Raw genomic sequence first — 14,418 nt, 5'->3', positions numbered from 1 at the left:
GCAGGCTCGCCGCCCCGCATGGGTCGTCAGGCAACCGCCTTGAGCGCCGAGGCGCCCGGCTGGGCACCTTCCTTGTTGGCGATCGCAGCCTTGATGTACGAGATGAACAGCGGATGACCGTCGCGCGGCGTGCTGGTGAACTCGGGGTGGAACTGCACGCCGACAAACCACGGATGCTTGAGCGCGCCGTCGTGCTGCGGGAGCTCCATGATTTCGCACAGGCCTTCGGTGGGCGTGCGCGCCGCGATCACCACACCGGCCTGTTCGAGGCGCTCGATGTAGTTGTTGTTGACTTCGTAGCGGTGACGGTGGCGCTCGTTCACGTCGGGGCCGTAGATGCTGGCCGCGAGCGTGCCGGGCTTGAGCGGCACGCGCTGCGAGCCGAGGCGCATCGTGCCGCCAAGGTCGGAATCCTCGGAGCGCTTCTCGACGCGGCCACTGGCGTCCGACCACTCGGTGATGAGCGCGACGATCGGATGCGGCGATTCGGGATCGAACTCGGTCGAGTTGGCGCCGTCGAGGCCGGCGCAGTCGCGCGCGATCTCGATCATCGCGATCTGCATGCCGAGGCAGATGCCGAGGTAGGGAATGCCGTTCTCGCGCGCGAAGCGGGCGGCGGCGATCTTGCCTTCGACGCCGCGCTTGCCGAAGCCGCCGGGCACGAGGATGGCGTCGTACTTGCGCAGCGACTCGGGGCCTTCTGCCTCGATCGCCTCGCTGTCCACGTACTCGATGCGCACGCGGGTGCGGGTGTGGATGCCGGCGTGCGTGAGCGCTTCGGTCAGCGACTTGTACGACTCGGTCAGATCGACGTACTTGCCGACCATGCCGATCGTGACTTCGTGCTGCGGGTTCTCGAGCGAATCGACGAGACCGTCCCATACCGACAGGTTGGCGCGCGCAGCGGAGATGCCGAGGGTCCAGCAGATGATGTCGTCGAGCTTCTGCTCGTGCAGCATCTTCGGGATCTTGTAGATGCTGTCGGCGTCCCACACCGAAATGACGGCGTCGAGCGGGATGTTGGCGAACAGGCTGATCTTGGCGCGTTCGTCATCCGGAATCGGACGGTCGGCGCGGCAGAGCAGCACGTTCGGGACGATGCCGATCTCGCGCAGCTTCTGGACGCTGTGCTGGGTCGGCTTCGTCTTGAGCTCGCCAGCGCCCGGCAGATAGGGCACGAGCGTGAGATGCACGAAGGCGCAGCTGTTGCGGCCCAGGCGCAGGCTCATCTGGCGAGCGGCTTCGAGAAAGGGCAGCGATTCGATGTCGCCCACCGTCCCGCCGATTTCCACGATGGCCACGTCGGCCTTGCCGTCGAAGGACGCCTTGGCGCCGCGCTCGACGAAATCCTGGATCTCGTTGGTGATGTGCGGAATCACCTGCACCGTCTTGCCGAGGTACTCGCCGCGTCGCTCCTTGCGGATGACGCTCTCGTAGATCTGGCCGGTGGTGAAGTTGTTGACCTTGCGCATCTTGGCGCTGATGAAGCGCTCGTAATGCCCGAGGTCGAGGTCGGTCTCGGCGCCGTCCTCCGTCACGAAGACTTCGCCGTGCTGGAACGGCGACATCGTGCCGGGGTCGACATTGATGTAGGGGTCAAGCTTGAGGAGAGTGACTTTAAGGCCGCGCGATTCGAGGATCGCCGCGAGAGAAGCGGCCGCGATGCCCTTGCCGAGGGAAGACACCACGCCACCGGTGACGAAAACATACTTGGTCATAGAGCCTCACCGGGAAATGGAAATTATAGCCAGACAGCCCGGCTGCTCCACTCAAAGACCCATCCGTTCGTCCGTGGAAGACGGTCGTGCCGCTGTGGGAGACTGCGCGCCGGCCACCGTCGGCCGTTCAGCCATCCTCTTGCCGAGCCACATGCGGCCGACCCGCCAGACCTCCGACAACACCCGCATCGACACGGTGGACGCCCTGCGCGGCTTCGCCGTCGCGATGATGGTCGCCTACCACTTCTGCTACGACCTTGGGATGTTCCGGCTCGTTGGCTGGACGCCCGCCGACATGGTCACGCGGCCGGGCTGGATCGCCTGGCGGACGGTGATCGTCAGCCTGTTCCTGGCCTTGGTCGGGGCATCGCTGGCGCTGCGGCAGGTGCGCGGCGTGGGCGCCGGCGCGTTCTGGAAGCGCTGGGCGCGGATCGCCGCGGCGGCGGCGCTGGTGAGCGCGGGCAGCTGGACGATGTTCGGCCCGCGCTTCATCTACTTCGGGGTGCTGCATTTCATCGCGGCGGCGCTGCTGATCGTGAGGCTGACCGGGCGCTGGGGCATCGGGTTGAACTCGGTGCTCGGCACGGCCGCGCTGGCACTGGCCAGCCTGCCGGGCAGCGCCGGAATGAACGCGCCGCCGCTCAACATCACCGGGCTTTATCTCGACAAGCCACCGACCGAGGACTTCGTGCCGCTGCTGCCCTGGCTGGGCGTGGTGTGGATCGGATTCGCGCTCGGAATGATCTGGGCCGGCTTCGGAGCGCGCACGCCGCGCCTGCTCGCGGTGCCGGTGCGCACGGCAGGCGGTCGCGCGCTGGCGCATGTCGGGCGCTGGAGTCTGACCATCTATCTCGTGCATCAGCCGCTGCTCATTGGGGCCTTGATGCTGCTGCGCCGCCTCGGCTGAAGCGGCCCTTGCTGCGCTGCGCAATCAACAGAGCCGGGCAAGCCAGTCTGCACCGAGGGCGGCGAGCTCGTCGCTATTGCCGCTGCGCGCGAGGCACAGCAGAAGAAAGACCACGGTCGAGAACCAGAGCACCTGCAGATAGGCGCGCTCCAGCGGATCGAGGAGGGAATCGTCGTCGTGATGTGGTTTGGACATGGCGGCATCGGGGCGGAAGGACGGACAGGGCAGGCGCCGGTCCGGGAGCGGCGATGCCATGCGGGTGACTGCCCGAATCCATCGTCGCCAGGCCCGGTCCGGCGAATTGCTGCGATGCAATATCTGCGCCGGGCGGATTACCGCACGCTTGCACACCTTCCGTCGGGTGCTGCCGACGAGCGGAGGAGCCGGTTCCTACCAGCGTCCGCCGATGCCCACGCCGATGCCCGATCGCCAGCCCCAGGGCTGACCCCAGCCATAACTGCCATATCCGTACGGATAGAACGGATCGGGGCGCAGGTAGAGGTCGCGCCGCGCGCGCAGACGGGCTTCTTCGGTTGCCACGCGGTCGGCGGTTTCCTGATCGCGCAGGACTTGGGCGGAGATGGCGGATTCGCGCTTGATGCGCTCTGCGTCGGGCAGTGTGGTGATGACCGCAGGCGCGGCCTCGGGCAGGCGGGCGATCGGGCCGCCCGGCGGCGTGGTGGCGCAGCCGGCGCCGGCGACGACGGCGCCGATGAAACTCAGGGTACGGATCACGCGCATCGTTTTCTCCCTAATCGGACGCGGCAGCACCAAGGTCGCACGCCGAGGCCGGCCGGCTTCAGTGCCGCTGCTCACCGCTTTCGCGGATGCCTTCGGCGGCGCTCGGTGCCGCGAACAGTTGCGCGACATCGACCGAGTCGAAGCGGTAGGCGCTGTTGCAGTACTCGCAGTTCACCGCGACCGCGCCCATCTCGGCCACGATCGAGTCGATCTCCTCGCGGCCGAGGCTGCGCAGCATGCGGCCGACACGCTCGCGCGAGCAGGCACATGAAAAGCGCACCGGCCGCGCGGGCAGGATGCGCGCCTGTTCGTCCCAGAACAGTCGGCGCGCGATGTCTTCGGGCGCCAGCGCGAGCAGTTCCTCGCGGGTGACGGTGTCCGACAGGGTTTGCAGGTGCGACCAGGCTTCGAGGTCGGCCGTGAACTGCGCGGCGCGGGCCTGGGCGGCGGCTTCGTCGAGATCGGCGGCGCCGCCTTCGGCCGGCATGCGCTGCATGAGCAGGCCGGTCGAGCGGGTGCCGTCGCAGGCGAGCCAGAGCCGGCTGTCGATCTGCTCCGAGCGCGTCATGTAGCCCTCCAGCACCTGGGCAAGGTTGTCGCCTTCGAGCGGAACGATGCCCTGATAGGGCTGCTGATGCGGCTGGCGGTTGCGCGGGTCGAGGGTGATCGACATGCGGCCAGTGCCGCCAACATTCACCATGTCGCGCAGCGTGGCGTCGTCGGCGACGACGGCGCTGTCGCCGAGGCGGGCGGTGGCGCGCACGCCGAGCGTCGAATCGCATTCGGCCACGAGCAGCTTGACCGGCCCGTCGCCGAACAGCTGGATCACGAGCGAACCGTCGAACTTGAGCGTGGATGACAGCAGCACCGAGGCGGCGAGCATTTCGCCGAGCAGGTCGCGCACCGGCACGGGGTAGTCGTGCAGGCCGACGACATGGCGCCAGGTCTCGTCGAGCGTGACGAGTTCGCCGCGCACCGGCGCGGTATCGAAGATCAGTTTTCTGAGTTCATCCATGGAGTTTCGGTGCGCCGTCACAGGTAGCCGAAGGCATCGCGGATCTGCTGGTCGTCGGGCAGGGCGCCGGGCTTGAAGCGCGCGACGCGCAGGCCGGCGTCGGTGAGCAGCGTCTCCTGACGCGGGTCGAGCGGCGCGAGCACCGCGACGCCGATCGGGCGCGCATCGCGGCCAAGCACGGCGAAGTCGAGCTGGGCCGCGGCGAGGCTGGCGTCATCGCTCTCGACGAGCTGGGCGATGCTGGGCTGGGCCAGGATCATCGCGCTCGGCAGCGCCGATTGCAGGCGCGCGAACAGCTGACGCTGGGCCTCGTCGAGCGGCCGCTTGACCATCGGTGGCCGCACCGCAACGACGGCGCGCGCGTTCTTTTTCCACCAGAAATAGACGATGGCCACGACGGCGAGCAGGAACAGCAGCTTCATGGGCGTGTGACGGCGGCTGGCTAGAATGGTTCGGACATTTCCGGCGCACCGTCCGGCGCGCCTCGGCCGATCTTCTCATGCCCGCTTTCGAACTCCGCTCTGCCGCGCTCGTCGCGCTTTCCTGTCCCGATCCTGACCGCAAGTGCGCCCTTGTGGCCGAGCTGAACGCCGCACGCAAGGCCGGCGGCGCGGTCGATGCCGACGCGGTCATCGCCGATCCCGGCGGCCTGCCGGGGCGGCCTGCGCGGCCCGAACTCGTGCATGCGCGCGATGTGGCCTCGCGCGGCGTCGGCTCGGTCGAGGGGCGGGCGGCGCTGCTGCATGCGCTGGCGCACATCGAGTTCAACGCGATCAATCTCGCGCTCGACGCGGTCTGGCGCTTCGCCCGCATGCCCGAAGCCTTCTATGACGACTGGCTGCTCGTCGCGGTGGAAGAGGCATTGCACTTCAACCTTCTGCGCGAGCGGCTGCGCGCCCATGGCCACGACTACGGCGACTTCAGTGCGCACAACGGCCTGTGGGACATGGCCGAGCGCACCGCCGTCGATCCGCTCGCGCGCATGGCGCTCGTGCCGCGCACGATGGAAGCGCGCGGTCTGGACGTGACGCCGGGCATCCGCGCCAAGCTCATGTCGGCCGGCGACCGCGAGTCGGCCGGGGTGCTCGACGTGATCCTGCGCGACGAGGTCGGCCATGTGCGCATCGGCAACCGCTGGTACGACTGGCTGTGCGAGCGCGACGGACTGTCGCCCGCCAACGCACATGTCGAGCTGGCACAGCGTTATCGCGTCGGGCTGCCGAGGGCACCGTTCAATACCGAGGCACGGCTCGCGGCCGGGTTCACGCCCGAGCAGCTCGACGCTTTTGCCGGCGTGCGCGACTGAAACGTCTGCGGACGAGGCTTTCGCAAGCGCTTGTTGCCGTCACGCCACGGCGCCGCTTGATGCGCGTCAACCCCCGGACCGCCTGCCCTGAACGGCGGTCCGGCGCTTGCGAAAACGCAAATTCGGCGCCGGAAGCGGGCTCAAGAATCCTTTCCACGCACTGGCGTGCACGGCCCGGCAAAAGGGCCACGACAACACCAACACTCACGTGGAGCCAAGGATGACCACCCTCTTCAAGACCTCGATGGTTGCCGGCCTGATCGCCGCCGGTCTTGCCGCCGCGATGCCGGCCCAGGCCGAAACCCCCTTCATGGTCCGTGGCCGCCTGCTCACGATGCAGACCGCCGACAAGACCGACAACGACCAGGCGATCCGCGTTTCCGACAAGGCGCTCCTCGACCTCGACATCACCTACTTCGTCTCGCCCAACATCTCGGTCGAACTGGTGCTGACCAACCCGCAGACCCACGACATCGAACTGTCGGGCCAGAAGATCGGCTCGCTCAAGCACCTGCCGCCGACCCTGCTTGCCCAGTACCGCTTCGCGAACAGCACGCCGATCACGCCCTACATCGGTGCCGGTGTGAACTTCACGAAGATCTGGGGCGTGAGCCTGCCGGCTGGCTCGGGCCTGTCGCTGGAAAACAAGTCGATCGGCCCGGCCGGTCAGATCGGTGTCGACTTCGCCTTCGACAAGAACTGGTCGCTCAACCTCGACGCCAAGTACATCAAGCTTGACGTGGATCTCCGCAAGAACGGCGTCAAGGCCGACACCGTCAACGTCAACCCGTGGCTCTTCGGCGTCGGCGTCGGCTACCGCTTCTGATTTCTGCCTCACGGCAATACCTATCGCGCCATGGCGGCGTGCCCAAAAGGCCGCCGCTGTTTCCCGCCAGTCTCGCGTCATCCGTGATGCAGGGCTGGCGGTATTTTTTTGGGCGTCCGGAATGGCTGCGCCGCTACCATCGGTGCGATGACGCCTTGCCAATCCCGATTTCTCGACCTGCGCGGACTGCGCATCCATTTGCGCGAGTGGACCGCTGACGGGGGCGCTCCACTCGTCCTGCTGCACGGCTTTCTCGACGTCTCGGCCTCGTTCCAATTCCTGGTCGATGCCCTTGGTGGCGAGCGCGCCTGCCTGGCGCCCGACTGGCGCGGCTTTGGTCTAAGCGAACACGCCACGGCGCAGAAGGCAGTTGAGTCCTACTGGTTCCCCGATTACCTTGCCGATCTCGACGCGCTGCTTGACGCGATCTCGCCGAGCGCGCCCGTCCATCTGCTCGGCCACAGCATGGGCAGCCTGATCGGCGCGCTCTACGCGGCGGCACGGCCGAGGCGGGTGCGCAGCCTGATTTCGCTCGAAGGCTTCGGACCGCCCGCCACCCGGCCCGCCGATGCGCCGCGCCGATACGCGCGCTGGCTTGACCAGCTCGCCCATGCCGCGCCCTGGGGCGGATACGCCAGCCTCGACGAGGTTGCGGCGCGTATCCGGCGCAACCATCCGCAACTGCCCGACGATCGCGCGCGCTGGCTTGCCGAGCATTGGGCCGAGCCACGCGCGGATGGCGCCTGGACCCTGCGCGCCGATCGCGCCCATCGCCTCGTCAACCCGACGCTGTTCCGCCGCGAGGAGGCCGAGGCGAGCTGGGCGGCCATCGAATGTCCGGTGCTCTGGATCACCGCCAGCGACGGTCAGGCCCGCAACGACGCCGAGATGGCATCGCGCGGCGCCGGTCTTCGTAACGCGACCCGACTGGAAATTCCGGGCGGCGGCCACATGGTCCATCTCGAAGTCCCCGAAGCCTGCGCCGCCGCGATTCACCGCTTCCTCGCCGATGTCGAAGCGCAGGAGACCACGCCATGACCGCCATCCATCTCAGCCGCCCGCCACAGCCGCGCACGCCCTTCGACCCGTACACGGTCAACGTCGATCTGCATTGCCACTCCAACATCTCCGACGGCATCCACGAACCGGAAGACGTGGTGGAGCGTGCCCATCGCAACGGCGTGCAATGGTTTGCATTGACCGACCATGATGAGGTGGGCGGCGTGGCGCGCGCCCGTCAGCGCGCGACTGAACTCGGCATGGGCTTCATCCACGGCGTCGAGGTGTCCGTCACCTGGGCCGGAGAGACGGTGCACATCGTCGGCCTCGGCATCGACATCACCGATCCCGCGCTCGTCGCCGGCCTGGAGCGCACGCGCGGCGGTCGCGCCGGACGCGCGCAGGAGATGGCCGACGGCCTCGCGGCGGTCGGCATTCCCGGCGCCTATGAGGGCGCGATGAAGTACGTCGGCAATCCGGAACTCATCTCGCGCAGCCACTTCGCGCGCTGGCTGGTCGAGATCGGCCGCTGCGACGATGTGCGCGAGGTGTTCGGCAACTACCTCGTCGAAGGCAGGCCCGGCTACGTCCCGCATCGCTGGGCGAAGCTGAAGGAAGCGATCGGCTGGATCCGCGGCGCGGGCGGCGTGGCCGTCATCGCGCATCCGGGCCGCTACCGTTTTTCCGACCTGGAGCGCCACGCCTTCATCGCAGAATTCAAGGAAGCCGGCGGCGAGGGCATCGAGGTGCTCTGCGCCTCGCACACCGCCGACGACGCCCGCCGCGCCGTGCTCGCCGCGCGCGAATTCGACCTCAAGGCCTCGCGCGGCAGCGACTTTCACGGCGCCGGAGAATCCCGCGTCGAGCCGGGCATGCTCGGGCCGCTGCCCGATTCGGTCGAGCCGATCTGGGCCCAGTGGGGCATCGGCTGACCCTCAACAAGACCACTCCTCCCATGACACAACGATTCGCGATCCATCCCTCCGACCCGCAGCCGCGCCTGATCCGTCAGGCGCTCAAGGTGATCGAGGCAGGCGGCGTCATCGCCGCGCCGACCGACTCCTGCTACGCGCTCGTCGCCCGCCTCGACGACAAGGACGCCGCCGACCGCATCCGCCGCATCCGCGACATCGAAGAGCGCCGCCATCTCACGCTGCTCTGCCGCGACCTGTCCGAAATCTCGACCTACGCCCAGGTGGACAACAAGCAGTACCGCCTGCTCAAGGCGACGACGCCGGGCGCCTACACCTTCATCCTCGAAGCCACGCGCGAGGTGCCGCGTCGCCTGAGCCATCCGTCGCGCAAGACGATCGGCATCCGCGTGCCCGACCATCCGGTGATGCTGGCGCTGCTGGAGGAGGCGGGGCAGGGGCTGCTGTCGTCGAGCCTGCTGCTCGCGGGCGACGAGCAGCCGCTGAACGATCCGGACGAGATCTGCGACCGCCTCAAGGGCCAGCTCGACCTCGTGATCGATTCCGGCGCCTGCTCGGGGCGCGGCACGACGGTGGTCGATCTGAGCGGCCCGTCGCCCGTGCTCATCCGCGAGGGCAGCGGGCCGCTCGGGCCGCTCGGTCTGGGCTAAGGTGTGGCGGGCGGGGCGTCATAGCCCCCTTGCTATCATCGACCGATGGACGACCTCATCCAGACCATCACGGTCTATGCGATTCCGGTGATCTTTGCGATCACCCTGCATGAAGCGGCGCACGGCTACGTGGCGCGCATGTTCGGCGATTCGACGGCCTGGATGCTCGGTCGCGTGAGCCTCAATCCGATGCGCCACATCGATCCGATCGGCACGCTGCTGGTGCCGGCGCTGCTGCTCATCTCGGCGCGCATCGCGGGCGGCGGCGGCTTCATGTTCGGCTGGGCCAAGCCGGTGCCGGTCAACTTCGCCAACCTGCGCAATCCCAAGCGCGACATGATCTGGGTCGCGGCGGCCGGGCCGGCGGCCAATCTGGCGATGGCCTGCGGCTGGGCGCTGTTCTACCGGCTGCTCGATGCGGGCGGCGTCGACGAGCCCTTCTTCCTGTCGATGGCCAAGGCCGGCATCACCTTCAACATCATGCTGATGGCGCTCAATCTGGTGCCGATCCCGCCGCTCGATGGCGGACGCATCCTGATCGGCCTGCTGCCGCGCAAGCTTTCCCTCGCCTACGCGTCCGTCGAGCGCTACGGCTTCATCATCGTGCTGGTGCTCATCGTCACCGGCCTGCTGTCCACGCTGATGATGCCCTTCGTGAGCCTCGGCATCTGGTTCATCCAGACGCTGTTCCAGTTCTGACGCCGCCGGCTTTCCAACCTCATTTCATCGACGGGATTCTTCCGTGCAAGACCGTGTCCTTTCCGGCATGCGCCCGACCGGCGCGCTTCACATTGGCCATTTCCACGGTGCGCTCAAGAACTGGGTGCGCCTCCAGGCCGACCATGAGTGCTTCTTCTTCGTGGCCGACTGGCATGCGCTGACCACCGTCTATGACGACCCGTCGATCATCGCCAGGTCCACGACCGAGATGGTCACCGACTGGCTCGCCGCCGGCCTCGACCCCGAGCGCGCGACGATCTTCGTGCAGAGCCGCGTCATCGAGCACGCCGAGCTTTTCCTGCTGCTGTCGATGCACACGCCGCTCGGCTGGCTGGAGCGCGTGCCGACCTACAAGGACCAGATCGAGAAGCTCAAGGAAAAGGACCTCGGCACCTACGGCTTCCTCGGCTACCCACTCATGCAGGCGGCCGACATCCTCATCTATCGCGCGAAGCATGTGCCGGTCGGCGAGGACCAGATCCCGCACATCGAGCTGACGCGCGAATGCGCGCGCCGCTTCAATCACCTCTACGGCCGCGAACCGGGCTTTGAAGAAAAGGCGATCGAGGCCTCGAAGAAGCTCGGCAAGGCCGGCAAGCAGGTGCTCGAAGCGCGCGTCAAGTACCAGCAGGACGGCGACGCCGAAGCGCTCGCCGCCGCGAAAAAACTGGTGGAAGAAGCCAAGAGCATCTCCGCCGCCGACCGCGAACGTCTGCTCGGCTTTCTGGAAGGCAGCACCAAGCAGGTGCTCGTCGAGCCGAAGGCGCTGCTGACCGAGGCCTCGCGCCTGCCCGGCCTCGACGGCCAGAAGATGAGCAAGAGCTACGGCAACACGATCACGCTGCGCGAGGAGCCCGACGCCGTGCGCAAGAAGGTCAAGGTCATGCCGACCGACCCGCAGCGCGTGCGTCGCACCGATGCCGGCGACCCCGACAAGTGCCCGGTCTGGCAGTTTCACCTCGTGTATTCGGACGACGCGACCAAGCAATGGGTGCAGATCGGCTGCCGCAGTGCGGGCATCGGTTGCATCGAATGCAAGACGCCGGTGGCCGAGGCCATCGTCAAGGAACTGGAGCCGATGCGCGAACGCGCCGAGCCCTATCTAGCCAAGCCCTCGCTCGTGCGCGACGTGCTCGACGCCGGCAACGCCCGCGCCCGCGCGATCGCTTCCGAGACCATGCGCGATGTGCGCGTGGCGATGGGCCTGGGCGCGTGAGCGGCCGCGAAAGAACCATCACGTACAATCCAACGCTTTGAATTTGACGGCCAATTCCATGATTCACGGCAGCATCGTCGCCATCGTCTCCCCCATGCATGCCGATGGCACGCTCGATTTCGATGGCCTGCGCAAGCTGGTCGACTGGCACATCGCAGAAGGCACGAACGGCATCGTCATCGTCGGCACGACCGGCGAATCGCCTACGGTCGATTTCGATGAACACATCGAGCTCGTGCGCGTGACGGTCGAGCAGGCGGCGGGTCGTGTGCCCGTCATCGCGGGCACCGGCGCCAACGCCACCCGCGAGGCCGTCGAGCTGGCCAAGGCGGCGCGCAAGGTTGGCGCCAATGCCCAGCTGTCGGTGGTCCCGTACTACAACAAGCCGACGCAGGAAGGGCTGTTCCAGCACTTCAAGGCGGTGTCCGAGGCGGAAGACCTGCCGCTCTACCTCTACAACGTGCCCGGTCGTACCGTCGCCGATCTGCAGAACGCGACCGTCCTGCGCCTGGCCGAGCTGCCCGGCATCGTCGGCCTCAAGGACGCGACCGGCGACCTCGTGCGCCATGTCGAGCTGCTGCGACAGCTGCCGAAGGGCAAGGAATTCGGCCTGTACTCGGGCAACGACGACAGCGCGCTCGCCTACATGCTCATGGGCGGCACAGGCGTCATCTCGGTCACGGCCAATGTCGCTCCGCGCGCGATGAGCGAGATGTGCGCCGCCGCGCGCGAAGGCAACATTGCCCGCGCCCGCGCCATCAACGACAAGCTGTTCGACCTGCACACGAAGCTCTTCGTCGAGTCGAATCCGGCGCCGACCAAGTGGGCACTGCATCGCATGGGCCACATCGGCACGGGCATCCGTCTGCCGCTGGTCCAGCTTTCCGAGGGCGCCCGCCCGGTCGTCGAAGCCGCGCTGTTCAGCGCCGGCGTCCTGTAATTCCCCGCCAGGTATTCATGTCCCGTTCCGCGCCTGTTTCCGCCCTGCGGACCGGCATCGCGACGCTCGTCGCGCTTGCCTTCGCCGGTTGCACGACCACCTTCGAAGGCTCGAAGATCGATTACAAGAGCGACGCCAAGGCCCAGGCCGCGCCGCGCCTGGAAGTGCCGCCCGATCTGAGCACGCTGCCCAAGGACGACCGCTACGCCGTGCCCCAGAGCACGACCGCGTCGGCCATGGCCAAGGCCCCGACGACTACGACGTCGCCCTCGGGTGTGCTGCCGACCAGTCCGGTTGCGCATCTGCGCCGTGACGGTTCGGTACGCTACCTGTTGATCGACCAGCCGGCCGAGGACGTCTGGCCGGTGATCACCAAGTTCTGGGAGTCCAACGGTTTCGCGCTGCGCTACCAGGACGCTCAGTCCGGCGTGATGGAAACCGACTGGGCCGAGAACCGCGCCAAGCTGCCGCAGGATTTCCTGCGCCGCACGATCGGCCGTGTGTTCGACTCGCTCTACGACACTGGCACGCGCGATCTCTTCCGCGTGCGTCTGGAGCGCGTGCCAGGTGGTACCGAGGTCTATCTCACGCATCGCGGCATGGAGGAAGTGCTCGTTGGTCAGAAGGATTCGACGATCTGGCAGCCGCGCCCGAACGATCCCTCACTCGAAGGCGAGTTCCTGCAACGCCTGCTGGTGCGCTTCGGTCTGCCCGAGGCGAGCGCCGCGACCGAGGTCGCTAACCTCACTGCCGCCGTGCCCGCCGCGCGCGCGCGTATCGTCGGCGACGCGCTCCAGCTCGACGATCCGATCGATCGCGGCTGGCGTCGCGTCGGCATCGCGCTCGATCGCGGCGGCTTCACGGTCGAGACGCGCGACCGGACGGCTGGCGTGTACGGCGTGCGTTTCGTGCCCCCGGGCAAGGAAACCGAGGAAGACCCGGGCTTCTTCGCGCGCATGTTTGGCGCCAAGCCGGCAAACGTCGCGCGGCAGTTCAAGGTTTCGGTCAAGGAGTCGGGCTCCGGCACGCGCGTGACCGTGCAGCCGACCGAGGGTGGTCAGGACAAGTCCGAGTCGACCGCGCGCATCCTCGAACTGCTTCAGGGCGAGCTCAAGTAAGCGAAGGCGGATGGCGTCGCTGCGTTACACGAGCCTGGGTAGCGGCAGCGAGGGCAATGCCCTCGTGATCGAGGCCCGGGCCGCGACGCAGCGACCGACACGGATCCTGCTGGATTGCGGCTTCGGCGTGCGGGAGGTTGTCCGGCGTCTGGTGGCGCGCGGTATCGAACCGGAGTCGCTTGATGCCATCCTGGTCACGCATGAGCATGGCGATCATGGAAGTGGTGTAGCCCGACTGGCGCGCCGTTACGGCATCCCGGTGCATTCATCCCACGGCACCGGCATCGCACTGCGATTGCCGGACGAGACCGGTGTGCGATGGCGACCGATCTGCAGCCACACCCGCTTCGAGATCAACGGCCTCGACATCAGGCCCTTCCCGGTCCCGCACGATGCACGCGAACCGACGCAATTCGTGTTCTCCGACGGCCGTGCTCGCCTCGGGGTGCTGACGGATGTTGGCAGCGCTACGCCATTCATTCTCGACATGCTCACCGGTTGTGACGGGTTGGTGCTGGAATGCAATCACGATCCGGCGTTGCTCGCGGCTTCTTCTTATCCGCCGAGCGTCAGGGCGCGGATCGCGGGCAATTACGGGCATCTGTCCAATTCGGCGGCGGCTGCGATCCTGGCAGCAATCGAGCGTGATCGGTTGAAGCACTTGCATGCCGCGCATTTGAGTCGGCAGAACAATCAGCCTGAGCTTGCGGCTGCGGCACTTGCGGCAGTGTTGAATTGCAACCCCGCAGAAATATTGCTGGCCAGCCAGCAGGATGGATTCGACTGGGTCGAGATCTGAATTGCGCCATCCCCGTTTCGGTGCCATGACTTTCGACGGCGGGAAATAAAAAAGCCGACCCAAGGGTCGGCTTTTTTGCTCGTGAAGAAAAGATTACTTCTTTTCTTCGGTGGCCGGGGCGGGAGCCGGGGCTGGCTCGGCAGCGGGGGCCGGAGCCGGTTCAGCGGCCGGGGCCGGCGCCGGTTCGGCGGCGGGCGCGGGGGCCGGCGCCGGGGTGGGTTCGGGCGCGGGAGCCGGCGCGGGCTTTTCGCCACAGGCGGCGAGGGCAACGGCGAGCAGCGAAGCAACGAGCAGCGATTTCTTCATGGTGAGTCCTTGTACTTTGAAGATGTGAGGTGGGTCGCAGGCAATGCGATTCATGGCCGACGAGTTGGGTCCGGCAAACTCGAACTCGTCGGTAATGCGGACCAAGCCTTGGCTCGGCTTGGGCAGGATTTTATAACGGATACGGGACTTCACTCCCCGTTTGGCGGGCCTAATGGCCGTTTGGCCGGCGCCCGCCGTACAACTCATACAACTGATTACACAAGC

At 67.1% G+C, this 14,418-nt stretch carries 17 protein-coding genes; 11 read left to right on the top strand and 6 right to left on the bottom strand.

What is annotated here, in order from left to right; translation table 11 throughout:
- Positions 1-26 precede the first annotated feature (26 nt).
- Complete coding sequence (locus tag H566_RS0110510; RefSeq protein ID WP_028311416.1) at positions 27-1,718, bottom strand: CTP synthase; 1,692 nt, start codon at positions 1,716-1,718, stop codon at positions 27-29.
- Between the two features lie 151 nt (positions 1,719-1,869).
- On the opposite strand from H566_RS0110510, the gene H566_RS0110505 reads away from it, so the two are divergent.
- Positions 1,870-2,625, top strand: a complete 756-nt coding sequence (locus H566_RS0110505) for an acetyltransferase domain-containing protein (protein ID WP_028311415.1) — start codon at positions 1,870-1,872, stop codon at positions 2,623-2,625.
- A gap of 24 nt (positions 2,626-2,649) precedes the next feature.
- Here the strand turns inward: H566_RS0110505 and H566_RS0110500 are convergent, their stop codons facing one another.
- The 4 genes from H566_RS0110500 to H566_RS0110485 form a co-directional block, all read right to left on the bottom strand.
- Positions 2,650-2,820, bottom strand: coding sequence for a hypothetical protein (locus tag H566_RS0110500; RefSeq protein WP_156924373.1), 171 nt, complete (start codon positions 2,818-2,820; stop codon positions 2,650-2,652).
- Between the two features lie 195 nt (positions 2,821-3,015).
- Positions 3,016-3,366: a hypothetical protein gene (locus H566_RS0110495; RefSeq protein WP_034411055.1), complete on the bottom strand. Its 351-nt coding sequence runs from the start codon at positions 3,364-3,366 to the stop codon at positions 3,016-3,018.
- A 58-nt stretch (positions 3,367-3,424) separates the two neighbouring features.
- Positions 3,425-4,381, bottom strand: coding sequence for an Hsp33 family molecular chaperone HslO (gene hslO / locus H566_RS0110490; protein WP_034411052.1), 957 nt, complete (start codon positions 4,379-4,381; stop codon positions 3,425-3,427).
- A gap of 17 nt (positions 4,382-4,398) precedes the next feature.
- The gene (locus H566_RS0110485) at positions 4,399-4,803 is read right to left on the bottom strand and encodes a hypothetical protein (protein WP_028311411.1); all 405 of its coding nucleotides are present in this window, start codon (positions 4,801-4,803) and stop codon (positions 4,399-4,401) included.
- A 77-nt stretch (positions 4,804-4,880) separates the two neighbouring features.
- Here H566_RS0110485 and H566_RS0110480 point away from each other — a divergent pair, with 77 nt between their 5' ends.
- The 10 genes from H566_RS0110480 to H566_RS0110435 all read left to right on the top strand — a co-directional run bounded on the left by H566_RS0110480 (position 4,881) and on the right by H566_RS0110435 (position 13,887).
- A complete protein-coding gene (locus tag H566_RS0110480) occupies positions 4,881-5,687 on the top strand; it encodes a ferritin-like domain-containing protein (RefSeq protein WP_028311410.1) in 807 nt (268 codons plus the stop codon).
- 220 nt (positions 5,688-5,907) lie between these two features.
- Positions 5,908-6,513: an OmpW/AlkL family protein gene (locus H566_RS0110475; RefSeq protein WP_028311409.1), complete on the top strand. Its 606-nt coding sequence runs from the start codon at positions 5,908-5,910 to the stop codon at positions 6,511-6,513.
- Positions 6,514-6,660: 147 nt separating this feature from the next.
- Complete coding sequence (locus H566_RS0110470) at positions 6,661-7,551, top strand: alpha/beta hydrolase (protein ID WP_028311408.1); 891 nt, start codon at positions 6,661-6,663, stop codon at positions 7,549-7,551.
- The gene (locus H566_RS0110465) at positions 7,548-8,444 is read left to right on the top strand and encodes a 3',5'-nucleoside bisphosphate phosphatase (protein ID WP_051378548.1); all 897 of its coding nucleotides are present in this window, start codon (positions 7,548-7,550) and stop codon (positions 8,442-8,444) included. The genes H566_RS0110470 and H566_RS0110465 overlap by 4 nt, the downstream gene beginning before the upstream one ends.
- A gap of 23 nt (positions 8,445-8,467) precedes the next feature.
- A complete protein-coding gene (locus H566_RS0110460) occupies positions 8,468-9,094 on the top strand; it encodes an L-threonylcarbamoyladenylate synthase (RefSeq protein WP_028311406.1) in 627 nt (208 codons plus the stop codon).
- A gap of 45 nt (positions 9,095-9,139) precedes the next feature.
- A complete protein-coding gene (locus tag H566_RS0110455; RefSeq protein WP_028311405.1) occupies positions 9,140-9,793 on the top strand; it encodes a site-2 protease family protein in 654 nt (217 codons plus the stop codon).
- 43 nt (positions 9,794-9,836) lie between these two features.
- Entirely contained in the window at positions 9,837-11,030 is a 1,194-nt protein-coding gene (locus H566_RS0110450; RefSeq protein ID WP_281173120.1) for a tryptophan--tRNA ligase, read from the top strand.
- Between the two features lie 58 nt (positions 11,031-11,088).
- The gene (dapA, locus tag H566_RS0110445; RefSeq protein ID WP_028311403.1) at positions 11,089-11,970 is read left to right on the top strand and encodes a 4-hydroxy-tetrahydrodipicolinate synthase; all 882 of its coding nucleotides are present in this window, start codon (positions 11,089-11,091) and stop codon (positions 11,968-11,970) included.
- A gap of 17 nt (positions 11,971-11,987) precedes the next feature.
- Entirely contained in the window at positions 11,988-13,088 is a 1,101-nt protein-coding gene (gene bamC / locus H566_RS0110440) for an outer membrane protein assembly factor BamC (RefSeq protein WP_051378546.1), read from the top strand.
- A 19-nt stretch (positions 13,089-13,107) separates the two neighbouring features.
- Positions 13,108-13,887 (top strand): MBL fold metallo-hydrolase, encoded by a 780-nt coding sequence (locus H566_RS0110435; protein WP_028311401.1) that lies wholly within the window; start codon positions 13,108-13,110, stop codon positions 13,885-13,887.
- A gap of 93 nt (positions 13,888-13,980) precedes the next feature.
- Here H566_RS0110435 and H566_RS30555 read toward each other — a convergent pair whose 3' ends face one another.
- Positions 13,981-14,346, bottom strand: coding sequence for a hypothetical protein (locus tag H566_RS30555; protein ID WP_156924372.1), 366 nt, complete (start codon positions 14,344-14,346; stop codon positions 13,981-13,983).
- Between the last annotated feature and the right edge of the window lie 72 nt (positions 14,347-14,418).

Source organism: Derxia gummosa DSM 723 (genome assembly GCF_000482785.1).
In the GTDB taxonomy this organism is placed as follows: Bacteria; Pseudomonadota; Gammaproteobacteria; order Burkholderiales; family Burkholderiaceae_E; genus Derxia; species Derxia gummosa.
This window is presented reverse-complemented; position numbering and strand designations above follow the sequence as displayed.

What these genes read in the sequence shown, in the direction of transcription:
- H566_RS0110455 (WP_028311405.1), top strand. Translation starts at nt 9,140, where the DNA reads ATGGACGACCTCATCCAGACCATCACGGTCTATGCGATTCCGGTGATC.
- H566_RS0110465 (WP_051378548.1), top strand. Translation starts at nt 7,548, where the DNA reads ATGACCGCCATCCATCTCAGCCGCCCGCCACAGCCGCGCACGCCCTTC.
- dapA (WP_028311403.1), top strand. Translation starts at nt 11,089, where the DNA reads ATGATTCACGGCAGCATCGTCGCCATCGTCTCCCCCATGCATGCCGAT.
- bamC (WP_051378546.1), top strand. Translation starts at nt 11,988, where the DNA reads ATGTCCCGTTCCGCGCCTGTTTCCGCCCTGCGGACCGGCATCGCGACG.
- H566_RS0110475 (WP_028311409.1), top strand. Translation starts at nt 5,908, where the DNA reads ATGACCACCCTCTTCAAGACCTCGATGGTTGCCGGCCTGATCGCCGCC.
- H566_RS0110500 (WP_156924373.1), bottom strand. Translation starts at nt 2,820, where the DNA reads ATGTCCAAACCACATCACGACGACGATTCCCTCCTCGATCCGCTGGAG.
- H566_RS0110495 (WP_034411055.1), bottom strand. Translation starts at nt 3,366, where the DNA reads ATGCGCGTGATCCGTACCCTGAGTTTCATCGGCGCCGTCGTCGCCGGC.
- H566_RS0110470 (WP_028311408.1), top strand. Translation starts at nt 6,661, where the DNA reads ATGACGCCTTGCCAATCCCGATTTCTCGACCTGCGCGGACTGCGCATC.
- H566_RS0110505 (WP_028311415.1), top strand. Translation starts at nt 1,870, where the DNA reads ATGCGGCCGACCCGCCAGACCTCCGACAACACCCGCATCGACACGGTG.
- hslO (WP_034411052.1), bottom strand. Translation starts at nt 4,381, where the DNA reads ATGGATGAACTCAGAAAACTGATCTTCGATACCGCGCCGGTGCGCGGC.
- H566_RS0110460 (WP_028311406.1), top strand. Translation starts at nt 8,468, where the DNA reads ATGACACAACGATTCGCGATCCATCCCTCCGACCCGCAGCCGCGCCTG.
- H566_RS0110480 (WP_028311410.1), top strand. Translation starts at nt 4,881, where the DNA reads ATGCCCGCTTTCGAACTCCGCTCTGCCGCGCTCGTCGCGCTTTCCTGT.
- H566_RS0110510 (WP_028311416.1), bottom strand. Translation starts at nt 1,718, where the DNA reads ATGACCAAGTATGTTTTCGTCACCGGTGGCGTGGTGTCTTCCCTCGGC.
- H566_RS0110485 (WP_028311411.1), bottom strand. Translation starts at nt 4,803, where the DNA reads ATGAAGCTGCTGTTCCTGCTCGCCGTCGTGGCCATCGTCTATTTCTGG.